The organism is Pseudooceanicola endophyticus (assembly GCF_018760365.1).
GTDB lineage: Bacteria > Pseudomonadota > Alphaproteobacteria > Rhodobacterales > Rhodobacteraceae > Pseudooceanicola > Pseudooceanicola endophyticus.
The window spans coordinates 52,091-70,386 of the sequence record NZ_JAHIAB010000017.1; the positions used below are offsets into that span (position 1 = coordinate 52,091).

The following is an 18,296-nucleotide window of genomic DNA, read 5'->3' on the forward strand; positions in this document are numbered from 1 at the left end:
CCTCGGGGGCGCGGCGCTCAGTGGAGGTACGCAACCTCGCTTGCCTGCGCGGGGTCTTCGACCGGATCGAGCACTAGCAGCAGTCGTGTTTCCCCGGTTCCGGCGATCGGCGGCGAGCGATGCAAAAGACCGGAGAGCGGGGCTTCCGGCCACCGTGTCCCACGCAGGATGACGGGCGACCCGGTCGGGACGGTCATGACCTTGGTGGGATCACTTCCATCGCCGGAGATCCCGTATTGCGTCCCCGTTCCCCGATAGGTGCAGATCAGCCGGGCCGTCACCGCGTCAACATGAAACTTCCGGCAGGCGTTGGTCTGCACAACGTCGAGGCGCAGCTGCAGGTAGGGGCAATTCATGACGTCGGAAAAGATCAGTGCCAGCGCCGAGGCATCCTCGATCAGCATGTTGTTCTCCGGTCCCTCTGGGGTTCCGCAGAAGCGGGTGATCTCGATCAGCGCGTCGCACACCGCTTTGGGCCTCAGGATGACGCGGGCGCGCGGCAACTGCTCTGGCGGCAGCGAGTCGATCCAGTGTTGGAAACGGCTAAGCGGGCTTCGCTCCCAGAGTGCGGCGGCAGCACCTGGCCGGTGAATTGCCGCGAGAGCTTCGGGACTGGATCCAACGGCGATGCATCGCTTCAACTCTTCTGGGACCATCAGCTTGGCTCCGGCGGCCGGTAAGGCAGCGACGAGTGATGCAGGACGATGCGCAGCGTGCCGGTCTCGTCCTTCTTGTAGCCGAAGCTCTTGTCGACCGTGGTCACGGAGCCGTCCCTGTTGGTGAGCTTGATCCAGCCCATCCACATCGCGATATCGCCCTGGATGAACGTGGTGGAGGTGATGTTCTCGGTCGCACGCCAGCCCATGATCGCGAAACCGTTGTCGAGCGGATATTCCTCGGAATGGCCACAGAAATAGGCCAGGGCGCCGGCCTTTGTCGGGCGGAAGGTCTGTTCGCCGCTCGACATGGTCGGTTTGAACAGCACGGGTCCGAGGTTGTACCCATAGTAGCTGTCCAGATTGGCCGACGCGACCTTGCGAGCGGCCTCGATGCCGCCCTCCTCGAAGGCCTTCGAGATGGCGATCTTACCATTGCCCCATGTCACCAGGGCCTGTTCGATCTCTTCTTGCGTGATCTGCATCTATTTTCCTTCCGTCTGTCTTTTGTCCAGAAACCGCGCCGTGGCTGGGCCTTGGTGCCCCAGGCCTGCACCGCCTCGTCCAGATTGTCCCTCGTTGCTGATCAGCGTGAACATCGGCAACAGCTGGCCGCTGGCACTTGGAACAAAGGTCACCTTTACAGGCTCCCCAATTTGAACACTGCTGACATCACACTCTGTCAGAGCGCTCAAAATGATCGGGCCCTCGGCCAGCTTGACATAGGCGATGCAGTGGGGCGCGCCGCAGCGCTGTGTAATGCTGAAGGCATAGATCTTCCCTGCCCCGCTGGCCTCGAACCATTCCGTTTCCGGACGCCCGGTAAAGGGGCTGATCCGCCGCGGGGGATGAAAGGCACGTCCCGAACCCAGGCAGCGCTTCAGCAGCAGACGACCTTCGTTGGCCGCATCCCAGAACTCGGCGGTTTCCGACGTCGGCTCCGGGGCGATTGGAAGCGTGGTTCCGCTCATTTCAAACCCTTTCAAGAATGAGAGTTGCGCTGCCGTGCCGGGACGCGAGCTGTCCCCCGGTGCCATGCACAAGAGCCAAGCCGCAATCGGGCACCTGCACTGCCGGATGCGCCTCGCCGCGGAGCTGCCGCACCGCCTCGATCAGCTTCGTCATGCCCCCTCGATTGCCGGGATGATTGCTGCAAAGGCCGCCGCCATCCGTGTTGATCGCAAGTCGGCCAACCCCGGCAATCAGGTTTCCGTCTGCCACGAACCGACCGCCCTGGCCGACCGGACAGAACCCGAGGTTTTCGAGTTGAACGAGCACGGTGATCGTGAAGCTGTCGTAGATCGACGCATAACGAATGTCCTCTGGCCTCACACCTGCTTCGGCGAAAGCCTCTGCGCCCGATTTCACGCCACCGGATTCGAGAATGTCGAAATAGCCTCCGTTCAGATGCTTGACCGTGAATCCCGCTCCTGTTGGGGTGATCATCGGTCGGTCGAGCGCCCGGGCCACGTCCGGGTGGACAATGACCAGAGCCCCTCCGCCGTCGCTGATGACGCAGCAATCCAACCGGTGCAAAGGGGTTGCGACCATCGGCGAGGCGAGGACATCCTCCACCGTCACGACCTGGCGAAGCATCGCATTGGGATTGTGCTGCGCGTGGTGTGACGCGGCAACCTTGATCCAGGCAAGTTGTTCTGGCGTGGTCCCATGTTCGTACATGTGCCGAGCAGCCACCATCCCATACATGTTGGTGACAACCGGGCCATAAGGCAGTTCAAACTGCGCTTCATGCGCCGATTGTGTCTGCTCTGCATGCATGCGCTCGGGCGAGAGGCGCTCAGCCCGGGGACGACCCGCTTGGGTGATCAGCGCGACCCGGCACTTGCCCGCCACGATGGCCTGAACGGCATGGGAGACATGGTTGATATAGGCCGATCCCCAGCTTTCCGTGGTGTCCAGATGCCGGAGATCCAGCCCGAGGTATTCAACCATCGAAAATGGGCCACAGCCCGGCGCGTCCCAGCCCGCCACGTCGCCCGCACAGAAGTATCCATCAACATCGCTGAGGGTGAGCCCTGCATCGGCCAGGGCGCCGACGGCAACTTCGGCATGCAATTGCGCGAGCGGAATGCGCGTCGCGTCACGGGTAGGATGCTCGTAGGCGCCGACGACAAATGCCTGGTTCCTCAGGGTCATGGCGCCCCTCCCAGACCCTCTGCCAAGCTCCCCGCCGCGTCCGGTTCGGCCCAGGCGACAGCGTCATGGGGATGAAGGCTCTCGATATGGCGCACATGGACCTTCGGCGCATGGAACCCGTCCAAGGCACAGGCGATACGCCGCGCAGCATCTTCGACAAACATCAGGTTGCGCCCATTGAGCACCGCAAAGGCCTGCTCATCTGCGCGCTTCACGCCTGTCTGTACCGGGGTCTGTACGGCCGCTTCGATCTGATCAATAAGGGCGACCAACCCGAGCCGATCCTCTCGTTCAGGATCTTGGGAGACCGAAACCCGGGCCTCACTGCGCTGACTATGGGGCGTCGCCGCAGTTGCGTGTATGTTAAGCCATGCCGCGATCTCATCCGGGCTTACCTCTTTGCGACCCGCACACGCCTCCCGAAAGGCCTCTGCGACCACCTGTCGCGAAAGCGCGGCCGAGCAGGGACAGGTCGAGGAGTAAACAACGCAGACCTCGGTCCGGCAGGAAAACCGCCCCTTGATCAGGCTTGCATCGATCTGCACCGGATAGGACTTCCAACCGGCCAGACCATCGGTCACCAAGGCGGGCCGGCGGATCAGCAGGTTGAACTCTATGCGCAGCCGCGCATTGCCGCTGCCACAATCGGCATGGCTGTCGAGCATGCGATGAAGAAGCCCCTTGAGAGCGCCAGGGGACACGGCGGTGTCTGCACCGAACGCATCGAGCAGTCGATAGAGCCGCGACATGTGGATGCCTTTGGCCTCCGGGCGCGGAAGGTCGACCTGCATATCGACACGGGCATGCAAATTGGCCGGGCAATCGGGCTCCGAGACTTGCAAGGGCAAGTCAATGCCCTGCATGCCCACCCAGCCAAGAGGAAGCCGGGCGGAGGCCGTCTCGGAAAGCGAAATATCGGGAAGTTCGGCGTTCATATCCAGGTAAACCTGCTCTTTGATACAGTATCGACTGGCGGGCGGTCCGATGCCGCCACGCCGCTGGCCGCGCAGTTGGCAGCGGACAGCAAACAGCCTCCAGCTTGGGGGGCATCGGATCAGCTATTGCGGAGAGCCTCCGGCCCCTACCCCCTCCGGCGCAGGCATGCGCGCGTTGCAGGCCGCACAGATGCCATGAACCTCGATGACATGGTGTTGCGAGCTGAATCCGGTTTCGGCAACGACGTGGGAGACAGCCTCCACTACCTCGCCTGCGAGGTGCTCCTCGACGTACCCGCAGCTCTCGCAGATCGACAGGATGGAAGCGCTCGCATGCACCTTGCTCTGACAGGCGACATAGGCCTTCAGTGACTCGACCCGATGGGCCTGGCCCTTGCTCGTCAGCGAGGAAAGCGCCCGATAGACGGCCGGCGGCGCAATCTTCGGATGGGCGTCCCGCAACGCCTCCAGCACCTTATAGGCTGACAGGGCCACATTGCGGCGGCGCAATATGGCAAGCACGTCCGCCTGCATCTGTTCCCCAGGCGTCGTCATCAGCCCAGCTCCCGGGGGGGACGCGCCTGCCGTGCCAGACAATCAACGGCCTCCCCAAGATCCAGCGTCCGCGTCCCCTCGGTGCCGTGGCGGCGGATCGTGACAGTTCCCTGCTCGGCCTCCCGAGCACCGAGGGCGATCTGAACAGGCACCTTCCTCAGCGCATGTTCACGCACCTTGTAGCCGATCTTCTCGTTGCGCAGATCGGTCTCGACACGCAACCCGGATGCCCGAAGCACCTTCGCCACCTCGGTCGCCCATCCATCGGCAGCCTCGGTGACGGTCGCGACCACGACCTGGATGGGCGCTAGCCAGAGCGGCAGGTGACCGGCATGGTGTTCGATCAGGATGCCGGTGAAGCGCTCCAGCGACCCGAACAGTGCCCGGTGCAGCATGACCGGCGCCAGCTTTTCCCCCGAGGGCGCGACATAGGTCGAGCCAAAACGCTCGGGCAGATTGAAATCGACCTGCAGCGTTCCGCATTGCCAGTCCCGTCCGATGGCATCCCGCAGAACGTATTCCAGCTTGGGGCCGTAGAAGGCCCCCTCCCCTTCGAAGATCGTATAGGGATGCCCGGCCTGGTCGAGAGCCTCGCGCAATGCCCCCTCGGAGCGATCCCAGCTTTCCTCGCTTCCGATTCGGTTTTCGGGCCGGGTGGAGAGCTTGATACGCACGTCCCCGAAGCCGAAATCGCGATAGATCGACATCACCAGGTCGTTGACCTTCAGGCATTCCTCGGTCAGCTGCCCGGGGGTGCAATAGATATGCGCATCGTCCTGGGTGAAGCTGCGCACCCTGAGCAACCCGTGCAGCGCGCCCGATGGCTCATATCGATGCACCTTGCCGAATTCGGCCAGCTTCAGCGGCAGATCACGATAGCTCTTGGTGCCCTGCCCGTAGATCAGCATGTGACCGGGGCAGTTCATCGGCTTCAGCGCATAGTCGCGGTCATCCTGGGTTTTGGCCAGGAACATGTTTTCACGGTAATTCTGCCAGTGACCAGAGGTCTCCCACAGGCTGCGGTCCATGATGTCGGGCGAATTCACCTCGACATAGCCGGCCTCTTCCTGACGCGCGCGCATGTAGCCGATCAGCGTCTGGAACAGCCGCCAGCCATTCGGGTGCCAGAAGACAGATCCCGGGGCGACCTCCTCGAAATGAAACAGGTTCATCTCGCGGCCAAGCCGCCGGTGGTCGCGCTTTTCGGCCTCGGCCATCATGGTCATATGGGCCTCGAGCGCCACCTTATCCGCGAAGGCCACGCCATAGATCCGACTGAGCATCTTGTTGTTCGCATCGCCCCGCCAATAGGCCCCGGCAACACGCGTCAGCCTGAAAGCCGTCCCGGCATCGCCCGTCGTGCGCATATGGGGGCCACGACACAGGTCCAGCCAGTCGCCCTGCCGATAGATCGTGACCGGCTCTCCCTTGGGGATCGCGTCAAGCAGCGCGATCTTGTAGGGCTCGCCCGCGGCCTCGAAATGGGCGCGGGCTTCCTCCCGCCCCCATTCCTCGCAGGTGAAGGGGGTGCGGGCGGCGATGATTTCGCGCATCTTCTTCTCGATGACCGGCAGGTCTTCGGGCGTGAAGGGCGTTTCGCGGTCGAAATCGTAGTAGAAGCCATGTTCGATGGCCGGGCCGATCGCCGTGCGCGTCCCGGGCCAAAGGGCCTGCACCGCTTCGGCCAGCACATGGGCCAGGTCGTGGCGGATCAGGTCAAGCGCGCGGGGGTCATCGCGCGCAACCAGCTCCACCGCCGCGCCATCGGGCAGCGGCGCGGACAGGTCGCTCAGCCGCCCGTCCACAATCGCGGCCACCGTGCGTTTGGCAAGGCTCGGCCCGATGGAGGCCGCCAGATCGGCGGCGGTGCTGGACGCGGACAGGGCGCGACTGGCCCCGTCGGGAAGACGGATGTGGATCATTTCGTGGCCTTTCGGTTCGGGACGGGCGGCACCGGGTCGTATCCTGACCCGCCCCATGGATTGCATCGCGCTACGCGGCAGATCGTCAGCCACAGCCCACGCAGGGGCCCGTGGGCTTCCAGCACCTCGATGGCATAGGCAGAACAGGTCGGCTGAAACCGGCAGGCATGGCCCAGCCAGGGCGACAGGAACAGCCGGTAGCCCCGGAACGGCAGGACCAGAAGCCAGACAATCGCCGCCCTCATGCCCTCACCCGCCAACGGCTTTCACCGTCAGCGTCCTCGATCTCGACCCCCATAGCGGTCAGCTTGTCGCGCAGCGCATCCGCACGGGCCCAGTCGTGCGCGGCACGGGCGCAGGCGCGTTCGGCGATGAGCGCTTCAATCCGGGCTACATCGGCCGCACCGGCCTGGCTCCAGGCGGTCGGGTCCTGCTCCAGCAACCCCAGAAGCCCGCCCGCTTGCCGCAAGGCCGCCGCAAGCTCGGCCCGCCGGGCTGGATCGGTGGCGGCGTGGATTTGCCCCGCAAGCGCATGAAGCGCAGCCAGCGCTGCTGGCGCGTTCAGATCGTCATCGAGCGCGGCGCGCACCGGCGCCATGTCCTCATCCTGCGCCTCGGCGGGTGGCTGATCGCGCAGCGCTCCGTAAAGTCGGTCAAGCGCCGCCCGCGCGGCGTGCGGCGTCTCGTCCGTCCAGTCCAGAGGCTGGCGGTACTGCGCGGACAAAAGCGCATAGCGGATCGCCTCGCCCGGCATGTCCGCCAGCAGATCCCGCACCAGAAGGACATTGCCGAGAGACTTCGACATCTTGGCCCCCGACACGGTGACATGGCCGTTATGGACCCAGAACCGCGCATCGGTACCCTGGGCGATCTCGTTCTCATGATGCGGAAAGCGCAGGTCGATCCCGCCGCCATGGATGTCGATGTGATCCCCCAGATGGGTGCGGATCATGGCCGTGCATTCGATATGCCACCCAGGGCGGCCAAAGCCCCAGGGGCTGTCCCACCCCGGCTGCCCGGCCTGTGAAGGTTTCCAGAGCACGAAATCACGCGGGTCGCGCTTCCAGGGCGCAACCTCGACCCGGGCACCGGCACGTATTTCATCGGGATTTGCACCTGATAGGCGGCCATAGGCGGCAAAACTCGGGACATGGAACAGCGCGTGGCCTTCGGCGGCATAGGCGTGACCTGCGGCGATCAGCTCTTCGATGATCGCGATCATCTGTGAAATGTGGTCCGTCGCGCGCGGCTCGACATCCGGCGGCAGGACGCCCAGGGCGGCAAGGTCAGCGTGATAGGCGGCGGTGAAACGGGCCGAAATCGCGTCACAGGGGACACCGGCAGCGGCGGCCGCTGCGATGATCTTGTCATCCACATCGGTGATGTTGCGCGCATAGGTCAGCCGCGGGAACCGGGCGCGCAGCACCCGTGTCAGAACGTCGAATACGACCGCGGGCCGCGCGTTGCCGATATGGGCATAGGAATAGACCGTCGGCCCGCAGACGTACATGCGCAGCTGTCCGGGATCCCGCGGAACGAAAGGTTCAACCCTGCGCCCCATAGAGTTGAAAAGACGTAACATCTTCAACTAACCGCCTCAAAGAACAACGTGATTTCAATTCCTTGAACGCTCTCGGATACCCTTGGCTGCGCCATCTCTTTACTTCTCCAACCTGATCGGCCAAACAGGAGTATGTTACATTATAACATTACACAAGAGACCAAACGCAGTGACGACAAATCTGACATTCCAACCGCGAACCTCTGTCGAACAGGTCGAGGAAGGGACTGACCTCTCACCCAAGTTTGGATCGGATGGCCTGCTGCCCTGCATCACCACCGATGCCCGTAGCGGCGAGGTCCTGATGCTGGGCTGGATGAACGACGAAGCGCTGCGCCTGACAATCACCACCGGCGAGGCGCATTACTTCAGCCGATCGCGGCAAAGCGTCTGGCACAAGGGTGCCACATCCGGCCTGCTGCAGAAGGTGGTCGAAGCGCGTATCGACGACGATCAGGATGCGATCTGGCTCAGCGTGAAGGTCACCGGTTCGGGCGCGTCCTGCCATGTCGGCTATCGCTCCTGTTTCTATCGCGCCCTGCCTGTCGGGACCGACGCGGGCAAACCGCTGGCATTTGTCGAGGATCGGAAAACCTTTGACCCACTCAAGGTCTATGGCGATGCCCCCAATCCGACCCAGCTGTGACACCTGCACTGGATGCAACATGCGCTGACCCTGGCCGCAGGGATGCGCGGGCATGTCTGGCCGAACCCGCCCGTTGGCTGTGTCATAGCCCGCAACGATGACCTGATCGCCGAGGCGGCCACGGATCCGGGCGGTCGCCCTCATGCAGAACGCAAGGCACTGGAACTTGCCGGTTCCGCTGCGGCGGGGGCCACGCTTTATGTCACGCTGGAGCCCTGCTGCCATTGGGGAAGAACGCCTCCCTGTGCCGATGCCATCATTGCGGCCCGCGTTTCGCGGGTCGTCTGCGCCATTCAGGATCCAGATCCGAGGGTGAACGGTGGTGGCGTTGCCAGGTTGCGGGCGGCAGGTGTCGATGTAGAGGTCGGCCTTGGCGCCGAAGAGGCGAGGACACTGATGTCGGGCTTCTTCCATCGCGTAGAGACCGGCACGCCGGAAGTCATTGTACTGGAACGGCCCCCGGTCGCGATACCCGCGGGGATAGATGCGGTCATCCGCTCTGACGGGGATCGCGCAACCCTCATCACGCGCAACGAAACGAGGGCCGAGCGTTTCCGCCTTGCGGAACCGCCAGGCCATGGGTTGCCTTCGCGCCTGGGAGAAATGGGGCTGACCTCGGTCGCCGTGGCGATCGATGATCCGATTGCACCCCAACTGCTTGCCACCCCGTTCCCGGGGAGGAGGGTCTAGGCGCCCCTCACAGTCCGATCACACAGGACCGCCCCGCAGGAAGGCGCGCGTGACCTGAAAGAGAACAGGAAAGCTACGATCATGGCCCACTATGATACCCTTTTCAGAAACGGCACGATTGCCAATCAGGACGGTGTCAGCTCCGCTGACATCGGGGTGCGCGCCGGGCGCATCGCCGCGCTTGGCTGCCTGAGCGGTGATACTGCGACACATGTGGAAGACTGCACTGGCCTGCACATCCTGCCGGGTGTCATCGACACGCAGGTCCATTTCCGCGACCCCGGCCTGACCCACAAGGAAGATCTTGAAACCGGCTCTCTCGGGGCCGTCATGGGCGGCGTGACCGGGGTCTTCGAGATGCCCAACACGGATCCCCTGACGACAACGCAGGAGGCTTTCGAGGCCAAGATCGCCTCGGCCACAGGCCGGATGCATTGCGATTTCGCCTTTTACATCGGCGGCACCCACGACAACATTTCCGAGCTTGCGATGCTGGAAAAGCTGCCCGGTTGCGCCGGGATCAAAGTCTTCATGGGCTCATCGACTGGCGCGCTTCTGGTGCAGGACGACGCGGGGATCGAGGCGATCCTCTCCGCGCTCTCGCGCCGAGCCGCCTTTCATAGCGAAGACGAATACATGCTGGAACAGCGCAAGCCCCTGCGGGTGCCGGGTGATCCTTCCAGCCACCCCGTCTGGCGCTCTCCCGAGGTTGCGCTGAGTTCGACCAGACGGCTGGTCGCCCTGGCTAAGAAGACAGGCAAGCGCATCCATGTCCTGCACGTTTCGACCGGCGAGGAGATGGAGTTCCTGGCCGACCACAAGGACGTGGCCAGCGTCGAGGTCACGCCGCATCACCTGACGCTGGATGACACCGCCTATGCCCGCCTTGGCAATTACGCGCAGATGAATCCTCCGATCCGCGACGGGGTGCAGCGCAGGCGGATCTGGCAAGGCGTGGAGAACGGGGTCGCCGATATCCTTGGCTCCGACCATGCGCCACACACACGGGCGGAAAAGGACCTGCCCTATCCACAAAGCCATTCCGGAATGACCGGCGTCCAGACGCTGGTGCCGACAATGCTGGACCATGTCAACGCGGGCCGGATGAGCCTTGCCCGCTTCGTCGACATGACCAGTGCCGGGGCCAACCGTCTGTTCGGAATCGCGGGAAAGGGACGCATCGCCGTAGGGTACGACGCCGATCTGACGATCGTGGACCTGAAGCGCCGCGAGACGATTACAAATGACTGGATTGCCTCGCGGGCGGGCTGGACGCCCTATGATGGCGTGACGGTCACCGGCTGGCCGGTGGGCACCGTGGTTCGCGGGCATCGGGTGATGTGGCAGGGAGAGCTGCTGACGCCAGCCAAAGGGCAGCCCATGCGGTTTCTCGAGGCATTGCCGCACTGACGCGCTCCGGACACGGACCGCTAAACTCCCGTGATGAAGGGATGGTTTCCTGCCCCGTGCACATGCATCCTCTCAGAATATCTTTTCGTAAAGCCGCCAGCTTCGTACGCCTCCGGGGAGGACCGTCTGACGGGGATGTGGCTTGAGTGCTAGGTCATGTTGACAAATGGCGGATCCAGGGACGGATCGACGTGATGTCAATGAAGCCGAGGAAGCTTTCCGCCGTCTTGTCGTAGCGGGTCGCGACACGCCTGGCGTTCTTGAGTTTGTTGAAGCAGCGCTCGACCAGATTCCGCAGGCGATACAGCGAGCGATCGACACCAGTCCGCTTCTTGCGGGACTTGCGCATCCCTTGCCCGGCAGGGCATTGCACAGCGATGTCCCGAGAGGGGTATCATGGGCAGAACGTTGCGCGCCTCCATGCCGTCTCTGATCTTGTCTGCATCGTAGCCGCGATCCGCGAGCAGCACGCTCGGGCGGGGCAGATTATCCGCCATCACCAGATCGAAACCGAGATAGTCCGACGTCTGGCCTGGCGTGATCTCTGTCCTCATGGGACGCCCGTGTGCATTGACGAGGAGGTGGATCTTGGTCGTAAAGTGGGAGGTGGTCCAGAAAACGATCCTGCGGATCGTTTTCCCACCGGACGTTCGAGAAAGGCCGAAACCCTGTCGTGGAGTCCCCCTTTAGCGCCCGCTGTCTCCCTATCGGGACATTGCTCGCGCAATGCCCTGTCGGGCAGTGGATGGTGGGCGCGGATCACCGTGATGTCGATCATCTGCAGGGCGCTTGGCACGGCTCCGCTCTGGTTCAGTGCCTCCGTGATGTCCTCCCAGAGCCCGGCCAACCTCCAGCGCCGGAATTGCCGATAGACGCTCGACCATTTGCCGAACTCCCCGGGAAGATCGCGCCATGGCGCCCCGGTTCGGGCAATCCAGAAAATCCCATCAAGAACGAGGCGGTGGTTGGTGGGTTTGCGCCCGTTCTGGGCGCGGACGGCGAGGATGAAGTGCTCAAAGAACGCCCATTCCTCGTCCGACATAAGGTCTCGTGCCAAGCTGGTCTCCATCGCAGATGCCAGCTTGAATCATGCTCAAAGCCTGATGTGAATCCCTTTTGTCAACACGACCTAGGGCGTGATCCGCGACACCAGGTCTTCCATCATGGCGGCGTTCTGCATCCGCAGGATCGCCTCTGCGGTGGCCATGTCGTGCTTGCGCAGGGCCTTTATCAGCAGGCGCATTTCCTCGGCCATGATGCTGCGGCGCCCGGCGCCGTAGCCGAAGTTCCGCCGGAAAGCAAAGATCGTGTCCCAGCCGCGCAGGAAGATCCGCAATGCCTCGCGGTTGCCGCCGAATTCCACCAGTCGGGCATCGAAGCGGCGGTTGGTCTCGATGGCGGCAATGTCCTCTCCGGCCAGGATCTGGGTGTGGTAGCTTTCGGCCAGGTCTTCCAGTTCGCGGATGCGCTCCAGCGTCAGGCTTTCCATGCCGCGGCGCACCGCGAAGATGCGCAGCTCGGTGTTCAACTCGAACAGGTCCGAGACATAGGTCCGGTCCAGCTGGCGCACGGTGGCGCCCCGGTTCGGCTCGATCTCCACCAGCCCCTCGCCCTCGAGCTTGCGCAGCGCCTCGCGCAGCGGCATGGTCGAGAAGCCGAGGCGCTTGGCCAGCTCGGCGGTCTTCAGGCGGGCGCCGGGCTCGATCTTTCCCGACAGGATGTCCTCGCGGATCAGGCGGGTGGCCTGATCCACGGAGTTCTGGGCAGTTTCAAGCGAGAGCGTATCGTTCGGCATTCCAGCAGCTTCCGTCAGTCCGCCTTGCGAATCAAGGAGATATGTTCCGAGTTGATCAGCAGTTTGCCATCGCTGCGCAAGAGCCGCACGGCCTCGGTGATGATCCCCGCCGGGCGCGAGCTGCTCTCGCGCTTGGCGGTGAATTCCATCTCCACATGGACGCTGTCACCGGCGACGATCGGGTGCAGGAAACGCACGTCGTTCCAGCCCAGCGAAGCGATGGAGCTTTCCTCGTAAAGCTTCAGCTCGGTCTTGAGGCCCTCCATCAGCGACAGGCCGTACAGGCCATGGGCGATGATGCCGGGGAAGCCGGCCTGCTTCGCATAGGCCGCGTCGGTGTGCAGCGGATGGTGATCGAGGGTCAGCCGGCAGAAGTCGGCAATGCCGGCCACGGTGATCTCGTGGCTCGAGGTGGTGTAGCGTGCCCCGATCTGCACGTCTTCGAAGAACAGGCTCATGCGTAGGCTTTCTGTACCTGGCGCGCGATGATCATGCGCTGGATCTGGTTGGTGCCTTCATAGATCTGGCTGAGGCGGACGTCACGGAACAGCCGCTCGATGCGGAATTCGCGCGAATAGCCGTTGCCGCCGTGGATCTGGAGGGCGTTGGAAATGTGCACCTGCGCCATGTCGGTGGTAAAGAGCTTGGCCTGCGCGGCCTCCAGCGCGATCGGGTGACCGGCATCATAAAGCTTCGCGGCATTGTGGATCAGCAGGCGTGCGGCGGCGATGTCCTTGGCCATGTCGGCGATCATGAACTGCACCGCCTGGTGTTCGAAGATCGGCTTGCCGAACTGCTTGCGGTCATGGGCATAGGCCACCGCATCCTCCATCGCCGCCTGGGCCATGCCAAGCGCCATGGAAGACATCATCAGGCGCGAGAAGTTGAAATTCTCCATCGCCATCTTGAAGGCGCCGCCCTCGGTGCCGATCAGGTTGGTGACCGGTACGCGGACCTCGTCGAAGCTGACCATGCATTCGGCCAGGCCATGCATGCCCAGCAGCTCCTCGGACTTGCCGCGATGCACGCCGGGGCGGTCGGTCTCGACCAGGATGCAGGAGATGCCGCGGTGGCCGGCCTCGGGGTCGGTCTTGGCGAAGACCATGATGACATCGGCGACCTGGCCGAAGGTGACCCAGGCCTTGGTGCCCTTGATGACGTAGTGGTCGCCGTCGCGGATCGCGGTGGTCCGCATCGCCGCCACGTCGGAGCCGAAGTCGGGTTCGGTCACCGAGGTCGCGGGAATGGTCCTGCCTTCCAGGATGCCGGGGATCAGCGCCTTGTGCTGCGCGCTGCCGTGGTGGTTCAGGAACAGCGCGGCCTCGACCGGGATGGCGAAGGCATTGCCCACGGCACCCGAGCCGCGCGCGATCTCTTCCATCACGATGCAGGCGGCCATGGCATCCAGGCCGACGCCGCCGGCCTCCTCGGGCAGTGCGACCCCGAACAGGCCCTGTTCGGCCAGCGTCTCGTAGACCGCGCGGGGGAAGGTGTCCTCGCGGTCGATGGCAGCGGCGGCGGGGGCGACCACGTCATCGGAAAGCCGACGGGCGGTCTCGCGCACCATGCGCTGCTCTTCGCTGTAGAACTGATCCAATGTGATCTCCGTTAGGTTAAATTTAGATATATTTGATCATCAGCTACACGGCGTCGCCAGCCCGGGTCAAGCCGAGGCGACACCGGCGTGGAAAGCATCGCCCGGATCGCGGTCGCAGAAGTAGACGACCACGCTCTTGGGACTCACCCCATAGGCGTCAACCACCGCGCTGGTAAGGGCGCGGGCCGCTGCGGCCTTGACCTCCTGGGGGCGGGGAAAGGCGTGAATTTTTATGAAAGTGCGGAATATTTCAGCTTTATCGCCGTATTTTCCGGCATGTCCGTAGGAATAGTTCGGGCTCGAAAAATAATAGCAGGTCACGATTTCGGGGGCGATTCCGAAGGCTTCGCACAGCCCTTCCGTCATGCCTTCCGTCGCAAGTTCCCGTATTTCCTCGGTCGCGTCACGGTCAATGATTTCGATGAAGGGCATGTTCGGCCTCCTTGGTTTTTCTTCTGCTCAGGTCCGATAGGAATTCCATGAGTTGACACAGTATCTGATCAGATCAAGCGTGAGCACAAGCGATTAAGATATGCCGAGAGGACCGAGATGACATTCAGGGGCAGCTACACGGTGTGCGTCACCCCCTTCACGGCGGAGGGTCAGGTCGACCTTGAGGCGCTGCGCGGCTACGTGGACTGGCAGATCGACGAGGGCGTGCACGGGCTGATCCCGCTGGGCAGCACCGGCGAATTCCTCTCGCTGACCCGGGAAGAGCGCACCGCCGTCGCCGAAACCGTCATCACCCAGGCCGCGGGCCGGGTGCCGGTGCTGATCGGCACGGCGGCGGAATGGACCGATGAGGCCGTGTCGCTCAGCCGCGAGGCCGAGGCGCTTGGCGCCGATGGCGTGATGCTGGTGCCGCCCTACTACTCCTCTCCGACCGATGCGGAGCTGGTGGTGCATTTCACCCGCGTGGCCGAGGCGCTGTCGATCCCGGTGATGCTTTACAACAACCCCTTCACCGCCAACGTGGACCTCAGCGCGGCGCTGGTCGGGCGGCTCTCGGAAGTCGACAACATCTCCTACATCAAGGACACGTCGAAGAACGTGCACCGCATGACGGAGCTGCTGGAGGCCTGCCAGGGCCGCATGACGGTATTCGCGGGCTACTACCCCTGGGAAAGCTACCTGGCCGGCGCCGAGGGCTATTCCTCGGTGATGTCCAACATCGCGCCCAAGCTTTCGGCACAGATGTTCGATCGCACCGTGGATGGCTCCGGGGAAGGCCGTCAACTCTATGTGAAGAGTCTGCCGCTGATCAATGCGCTGGCAGGCGATCTCTATGTCTCGGCGACCAAGGCGGCGATGCAGATGACCGGGCGTCCCATGGGCGATCCGCGCCCGCCGCGCCTGCCGCTTCCCGAGGCCAAGCGCGCCGAGCTGGCGGCAATCCTTTCCGAACTCGGGCTGCTTGCAGAGGCCTGATCGCGGTGGCAGGCCTGTGCCCGTCATCGGATAAAACTGCTCCAACAGAGAGAATACCGAAGGATAACAAGATGAAGCTTACCAACCTCGCCCTTTGCGCCGCCCTTGGCTTTGCCGCCGTTGCGGGCCCTGCCAGCGCACAGGAAATCGTGCTGAAGGCCAGCCACAATGCCCAGGCCTCCGAACCCTACGGTGTCGGCCTGCGCGCCATGGCCAAGATGCTGAGCGACGACACCGACGGTGCCGCCACCATCAAGGTCTACGACAACGCCACCTTGGGCGACGAGATGGAAAGCATCCAGGGCACCCAGATGGGCACCGTGGACATCGCCGTCACCGCGAACTCCACCCTGACCAACTTCGTGCCCGACCTCTCGGTCTTCTCGCTGCCGTTCCTGTTCACCGACGCCGCCCAGATGGACCGCGCGCTGAGCGATCCCAAGGTGCGCGGCGCCATCGCCGATGCGCTGGATGCACGCGGCTTCCACCTGCTGGCGATCTTCTCGGCCGGTACGCGCCACATCATGAGCAAGAAGCCGGTCAACTCCATGGCCGACCTCAAGGGCATGAAGATCCGCACCATGCAGAACCCGGCGCATATCGACACCTTCAAGGCCTTCGGCGCCAACCCGACCCCGATCGCCTATTCCGAGCTCTACAGCTCGATCGAGACCGGCGTGGTCGACGGGGCCGAGGCCGCCAACACCAACTACTACTCGCAGAAGTTCTACGAGGTCGCGCCGAACTGGGCTCAGGTCGGCTGGCTGAACCTGGTCGCCCCCGTCGTCATGGGCAAGGCCGAGTATGACAAGCTGCCCGACGCCGTGAAGAGCGCGCTCGACAAGGCGGGGGCCGAAGCGGGCAAGGTGGAACGTGCGACCTATGCCGAAAGCGATGCCGACAGCCTCGGCAAGCTCAAGGATGCCGGCGCCAACGTGACCTATCCGGACCTCACGCCGTTCCGCGAGGCGGCCGCGCCGATCCAGAAGAAATACCTCACCAACCCCGAGCAGAAGAAGATCTTCGACCTCGTGGCCGCCGTGAAATAAGCCTTCCGGCCTGAAGACCCGCCCGGGCGCGCGCGGTGCGCCCGGGCCGCACCGACCCTACGAAAGAGCCCGCGCGTGTTAGCCCTCCTCGAACGCTTCTGCCTTGCCCTGCGCCACCTGGTGTCCGCCGCCGTGATCCTGCTGTTCTCGGCGATGATGATCGCGGTTCTGGTCCAGGTCGCCGGGCGTTACATCTTCGATTATTCCGTCGCGCAGGCCTCTGAAATCGCTACCTTCTCTCAGGTCTGGCTGGTGCTTCTGGGCGCCGGTGTCGCGGTGGCGCGCGGCCAGCATGTGGCCATCGACATGATCCCCGCCCAGCTGCCGCTGCCGCTGGCGCGCGTGGCACTGGTCGTCATCGCGCTGATCATCGCCGCCTTCCTCTGCGTGCTGGCCTGGGGCAGCCTGCCGCTGATGAAGATGGGCGCCTTCCAGATGTCCCCGGCGATGCGCGTGCCGATGAAATACGTCTATCTCTGCCTGCCGATCGGCTCTGCCTACATGATGCTGGAGCTGCTCCTCTCCGTGATCCAGCGCTGGAGGCTGCCCTTCCCGCCGCCCGAAGCCGAGACCCAGGAGGCCATCTGACATGCTTGTCGTTGCTGCCGCATTCTTCCTTTTCCTGCTGATCGGGGTCCCGGTGGTCTTCGTGCTGGGCGCCTCGGCGGTGCTGGCGCTGGTCACCACCACCGATGTGCCCGTCGCCATCGTCAGCCAGCGTGTCTTTTCGGGGCTGAACTCCTTCACGCTGATGGCGATCCCCTTCTTCGTCTTCGCGGGCGTCATCATGGATGCGGGGGGGATTTCCCGCCGGATCGTCGATTTCGCCTCGGCGCTGATCGGCTGGGTCGTCGGATCGCTCTATCAGGTCAGCTGCGTGGCCGCCGCCGGGCTGGCGGCGATCTCGGGCTCGGGCTCGGCCGATACGGCGGCGATCTCGGCGATCATGCAGCCGCAGCTGCGCCGGCGCGGGTATGATGTCGATTTCGGCGCCGCGCTCATTGCCTGCTCGGGCTCGATCGCGCAGGTCATCCCGCCCAGCCTGACCATGGTGATCCTCGCCGTGATCTCCAACGTGTCGATCGGCGGGCTGTTCCTCGCCGGTGTCCTGCCGGGGCTGCTGTGCATCCTGGTGCTGATGGTGATCGCCTATTTCACCGCCCGCAAGGGCGGCCCCGTCTATCGCGACGCCGAACCCTTCACCCTGCCCCGACTGGGCCGTGCCGCCTGGAAGGCGCTGCCCGCCGCCGGGATGCCGGTGGTGATCCTGGGCGGCATCCTGGGCGGGGTCTTCACCCCGACCGAGGCCGCCGCCGTCTCGGGCTTCTATGGCCTGCTGATCGGCGCCTTCGTCTACCGCGACCTGAAACTGTCGTCGTTGCCGAACCTGGTGCTGCGCACCGCCTCGCTTTCGGCGGCGGTCATGCTGATCATCGGCACCGCCAGCGTCTTCTCCTGGCTGATCGCCAATGCCAACGTCCCCGAGCTGCTGGGCAACTGGATCCAGAGCGTCTCGACCTCAAAGGTGATGTTCCTGATCATCGCCAATGTGCTGTTCCTCTTCGTCGGCATGTTCATGGAGACCATCGCCGCGATCCTGATCATGGTGCCGGTGCTGCTGCCGATCTCGGCGCAGATGGGGGTCGATCCGCTGCATTTCTCGCTCGTGGTGATCCTGAACTGCGCCATCGGCACGGTGACGCCGCCCTACGGCGTCTCGCTCTTCGTGTCCTCCAGCGTGGCGGGCCGCAGCGTGATGCAGGTGGCGCGCCGCCTTGGCCTCCCGCTGGCGGCGATGTTCCTCATGCTGATCCTCGTCACCTTCGTGCCGGGCATCTCTCTCTTCCTGCCGCATCTCTTCGGCTTTGCCGGCTGATCCTTCGAAAGACCCCTCC

General features: G+C 63.8%; 22 protein-coding genes and 1 pseudogene. 7 read left to right on the forward strand and 16 right to left on the reverse strand.

What is annotated here, in order from left to right:
• Positions 1 to 17: 17 nt before the first annotated feature.
• From KM176_RS22345 to cysS, 9 genes are all read right to left on the reverse strand, one after another.
• Positions 18 to 656, reverse strand: a complete 639-nt coding sequence (locus KM176_RS22345) for a DUF1826 domain-containing protein (protein WP_160896854.1) — start codon at positions 654 to 656, stop codon at positions 18 to 20.
• On the reverse strand, positions 656 to 1,141 hold the full coding sequence (locus KM176_RS22350; RefSeq protein ID WP_160896855.1) for a phosphoribosyl-AMP cyclohydrolase: 486 nt from the start codon (positions 1,139 to 1,141) through the stop codon (positions 656 to 658). The genes KM176_RS22345 and KM176_RS22350 overlap by 1 nt, the downstream gene beginning before the upstream one ends.
• A complete protein-coding gene (locus tag KM176_RS22355) occupies positions 1,142 to 1,627 on the reverse strand; it encodes a Zn-ribbon domain-containing OB-fold protein (protein ID WP_160896856.1) in 486 nt (161 codons plus the stop codon). It lies immediately after the preceding gene.
• Position 1,628: 1 nt separating this feature from the next.
• Positions 1,629 to 2,813 (reverse strand): thiolase domain-containing protein, encoded by a 1,185-nt coding sequence (locus KM176_RS22360; protein ID WP_160896857.1) that lies wholly within the window; start codon positions 2,811 to 2,813, stop codon positions 1,629 to 1,631.
• Positions 2,810 to 3,748 carry a GTP cyclohydrolase FolE2 gene (folE2, locus tag KM176_RS22365; RefSeq protein WP_160896858.1) on the reverse strand — a complete coding sequence of 313 codons (939 nt, stop codon included), beginning with the start codon at positions 3,746 to 3,748 and terminating at the stop codon, positions 2,810 to 2,812. Before folE2 ends, KM176_RS22360 begins: the two co-directional genes overlap by 4 nt.
• A gap of 123 nt (positions 3,749 to 3,871) precedes the next feature.
• The gene (locus KM176_RS22370) at positions 3,872 to 4,303 is read right to left on the reverse strand and encodes a transcriptional repressor (protein ID WP_160896859.1); all 432 of its coding nucleotides are present in this window, start codon (positions 4,301 to 4,303) and stop codon (positions 3,872 to 3,874) included.
• Positions 4,303 to 6,225, reverse strand: a complete 1,923-nt coding sequence (thrS, locus tag KM176_RS22375) for a threonine--tRNA ligase (RefSeq protein ID WP_160896860.1) — start codon at positions 6,223 to 6,225, stop codon at positions 4,303 to 4,305. Before thrS ends, KM176_RS22370 begins: the two co-directional genes overlap by 1 nt.
• A complete protein-coding gene (gene yidD / locus KM176_RS22380) occupies positions 6,222 to 6,470 on the reverse strand; it encodes a membrane protein insertion efficiency factor YidD (protein ID WP_160896861.1) in 249 nt (82 codons plus the stop codon). The genes thrS and yidD overlap by 4 nt, the downstream gene beginning before the upstream one ends.
• Positions 6,467 to 7,807, reverse strand: coding sequence for a cysteine--tRNA ligase (gene cysS / locus KM176_RS22385; RefSeq protein WP_160896862.1), 1,341 nt, complete (start codon positions 7,805 to 7,807; stop codon positions 6,467 to 6,469). The genes yidD and cysS overlap by 4 nt, the downstream gene beginning before the upstream one ends.
• Positions 7,808 to 7,955: 148 nt before the next feature.
• Between cysS and hisI the strand changes: the two genes are divergently transcribed.
• The 3 genes from hisI (at position 7,956) to KM176_RS22400 (ending at position 10,532) form a co-directional block, all read left to right on the forward strand.
• Positions 7,956 to 8,432, forward strand: a complete 477-nt coding sequence (gene hisI / locus KM176_RS22390) for a phosphoribosyl-AMP cyclohydrolase (protein ID WP_160896863.1) — start codon at positions 7,956 to 7,958, stop codon at positions 8,430 to 8,432.
• Positions 8,433 to 8,444: 12 nt separating this feature from the next.
• Complete coding sequence (gene ribD / locus KM176_RS22395; protein ID WP_160896864.1) at positions 8,445 to 9,122, forward strand: bifunctional diaminohydroxyphosphoribosylaminopyrimidine deaminase/5-amino-6-(5-phosphoribosylamino)uracil reductase RibD; 678 nt, start codon at positions 8,445 to 8,447, stop codon at positions 9,120 to 9,122.
• Between the two features lie 81 nt (positions 9,123 to 9,203).
• On the forward strand, positions 9,204 to 10,532 hold the full coding sequence (locus KM176_RS22400; RefSeq protein ID WP_202398078.1) for a dihydroorotase: 1,329 nt from the start codon (positions 9,204 to 9,206) through the stop codon (positions 10,530 to 10,532).
• Between the two features lie 154 nt (positions 10,533 to 10,686).
• On the opposite strand, the gene KM176_RS25220 is transcribed toward KM176_RS22400, so the two are convergent.
• The 7 genes and pseudogenes from KM176_RS25220 to KM176_RS22425 all read right to left on the reverse strand — a co-directional run bounded on the left by KM176_RS25220 (position 10,687) and on the right by KM176_RS22425 (position 14,356).
• Entirely contained in the window at positions 10,687 to 10,881 is a 195-nt protein-coding gene (locus KM176_RS25220) for a transposase (protein WP_268946178.1), read from the reverse strand.
• Between the two features lie 97 nt (positions 10,882 to 10,978).
• Positions 10,979 to 11,086: pseudogene (locus KM176_RS25225) on the reverse strand (IS5/IS1182 family transposase); the annotation flags it as partial.
• Entirely contained in the window at positions 11,083 to 11,574 is a 492-nt protein-coding gene (locus KM176_RS25230) for an IS5 family transposase (protein WP_268946179.1), read from the reverse strand. The pseudogene KM176_RS25225 and the gene KM176_RS25230, both read right to left, overlap by 4 nt.
• Positions 11,575 to 11,661: 87 nt before the next feature.
• Positions 11,662 to 12,327, reverse strand: coding sequence for a GntR family transcriptional regulator (locus KM176_RS22410; protein ID WP_160896865.1), 666 nt, complete (start codon positions 12,325 to 12,327; stop codon positions 11,662 to 11,664).
• Between the two features lie 14 nt (positions 12,328 to 12,341).
• Positions 12,342 to 12,785, reverse strand: coding sequence for a MaoC family dehydratase (locus KM176_RS22415; protein WP_160896866.1), 444 nt, complete (start codon positions 12,783 to 12,785; stop codon positions 12,342 to 12,344).
• Positions 12,782 to 13,924 carry an acyl-CoA dehydrogenase family protein gene (locus KM176_RS22420; RefSeq protein ID WP_160896867.1) on the reverse strand — a complete coding sequence of 381 codons (1,143 nt, stop codon included), beginning with the start codon at positions 13,922 to 13,924 and terminating at the stop codon, positions 12,782 to 12,784. The genes KM176_RS22415 and KM176_RS22420 overlap by 4 nt, the downstream gene beginning before the upstream one ends.
• A 66-nt stretch (positions 13,925 to 13,990) precedes the next feature.
• Positions 13,991 to 14,356: a tautomerase family protein gene (locus tag KM176_RS22425; RefSeq protein ID WP_160896868.1), complete on the reverse strand. Its 366-nt coding sequence runs from the start codon at positions 14,354 to 14,356 to the stop codon at positions 13,991 to 13,993.
• 117 nt (positions 14,357 to 14,473) lie between these two features.
• On the opposite strand from KM176_RS22425, the gene dapA reads away from it, so the two are divergent.
• The 4 genes from dapA (at position 14,474) to KM176_RS22445 (ending at position 18,277) form a co-directional block, all read left to right on the forward strand.
• The gene (gene dapA / locus KM176_RS22430) at positions 14,474 to 15,352 is read left to right on the forward strand and encodes a 4-hydroxy-tetrahydrodipicolinate synthase (protein WP_160896869.1); all 879 of its coding nucleotides are present in this window, start codon (positions 14,474 to 14,476) and stop codon (positions 15,350 to 15,352) included.
• A 71-nt stretch (positions 15,353 to 15,423) separates the two neighbouring features.
• Positions 15,424 to 16,401 (forward strand): TRAP transporter substrate-binding protein, encoded by a 978-nt coding sequence (locus KM176_RS22435; protein WP_160896870.1) that lies wholly within the window; start codon positions 15,424 to 15,426, stop codon positions 16,399 to 16,401.
• 75 nt (positions 16,402 to 16,476) lie between these two features.
• Positions 16,477 to 16,989: a TRAP transporter small permease gene (locus tag KM176_RS22440; RefSeq protein WP_160896871.1), complete on the forward strand. Its 513-nt coding sequence runs from the start codon at positions 16,477 to 16,479 to the stop codon at positions 16,987 to 16,989.
• Position 16,990: 1 nt separating this feature from the next.
• On the forward strand, positions 16,991 to 18,277 hold the full coding sequence (locus tag KM176_RS22445) for a TRAP transporter large permease (protein ID WP_160896872.1): 1,287 nt from the start codon (positions 16,991 to 16,993) through the stop codon (positions 18,275 to 18,277).
• Positions 18,278 to 18,296 lie beyond the last annotated feature (19 nt).

Bases quoted from the DNA above. Each gene is read 5' to 3' on its own strand.
- KM176_RS25230 (WP_268946179.1), bottom strand. From the start codon at position 11,574: ATGTCGGACGAGGAATGGGCGTTCTTTGAGCACTTCATCCTCGCCGTC.
- yidD (WP_160896861.1), bottom strand. From the start codon at position 6,470: ATGAGGGCGGCGATTGTCTGGCTTCTGGTCCTGCCGTTCCGGGGCTAC.
- KM176_RS22410 (WP_160896865.1), bottom strand. From the start codon at position 12,327: ATGCCGAACGATACGCTCTCGCTTGAAACTGCCCAGAACTCCGTGGAT.
- KM176_RS22400 (WP_202398078.1), top strand. From the start codon at position 9,204: ATGGCCCACTATGATACCCTTTTCAGAAACGGCACGATTGCCAATCAG.
- folE2 (WP_160896858.1), bottom strand. From the start codon at position 3,748: ATGAACGCCGAACTTCCCGATATTTCGCTTTCCGAGACGGCCTCCGCC.
- KM176_RS22425 (WP_160896868.1), bottom strand. From the start codon at position 14,356: ATGCCCTTCATCGAAATCATTGACCGTGACGCGACCGAGGAAATACGG.
- KM176_RS22350 (WP_160896855.1), bottom strand. From the start codon at position 1,141: ATGCAGATCACGCAAGAAGAGATCGAACAGGCCCTGGTGACATGGGGC.
- KM176_RS22345 (WP_160896854.1), bottom strand. From the start codon at position 656: ATGGTCCCAGAAGAGTTGAAGCGATGCATCGCCGTTGGATCCAGTCCC.
- KM176_RS22370 (WP_160896859.1), bottom strand. From the start codon at position 4,303: ATGACGACGCCTGGGGAACAGATGCAGGCGGACGTGCTTGCCATATTG.
- KM176_RS22415 (WP_160896866.1), bottom strand. From the start codon at position 12,785: ATGAGCCTGTTCTTCGAAGACGTGCAGATCGGGGCACGCTACACCACC.
- KM176_RS22355 (WP_160896856.1), bottom strand. From the start codon at position 1,627: ATGAGCGGAACCACGCTTCCAATCGCCCCGGAGCCGACGTCGGAAACC.
- dapA (WP_160896869.1), top strand. From the start codon at position 14,474: ATGACATTCAGGGGCAGCTACACGGTGTGCGTCACCCCCTTCACGGCG.
- thrS (WP_160896860.1), bottom strand. From the start codon at position 6,225: ATGATCCACATCCGTCTTCCCGACGGGGCCAGTCGCGCCCTGTCCGCG.
- KM176_RS22435 (WP_160896870.1), top strand. From the start codon at position 15,424: ATGAAGCTTACCAACCTCGCCCTTTGCGCCGCCCTTGGCTTTGCCGCC.
- KM176_RS22445 (WP_160896872.1), top strand. From the start codon at position 16,991: ATGCTTGTCGTTGCTGCCGCATTCTTCCTTTTCCTGCTGATCGGGGTC.
- KM176_RS22360 (WP_160896857.1), bottom strand. From the start codon at position 2,813: ATGACCCTGAGGAACCAGGCATTTGTCGTCGGCGCCTACGAGCATCCT.
- ribD (WP_160896864.1), top strand. From the start codon at position 8,445: ATGCAACATGCGCTGACCCTGGCCGCAGGGATGCGCGGGCATGTCTGG.
- cysS (WP_160896862.1), bottom strand. From the start codon at position 7,807: ATGTTACGTCTTTTCAACTCTATGGGGCGCAGGGTTGAACCTTTCGTT.
- KM176_RS25220 (WP_268946178.1), bottom strand. From the start codon at position 10,881: ATGCGCAAGTCCCGCAAGAAGCGGACTGGTGTCGATCGCTCGCTGTAT.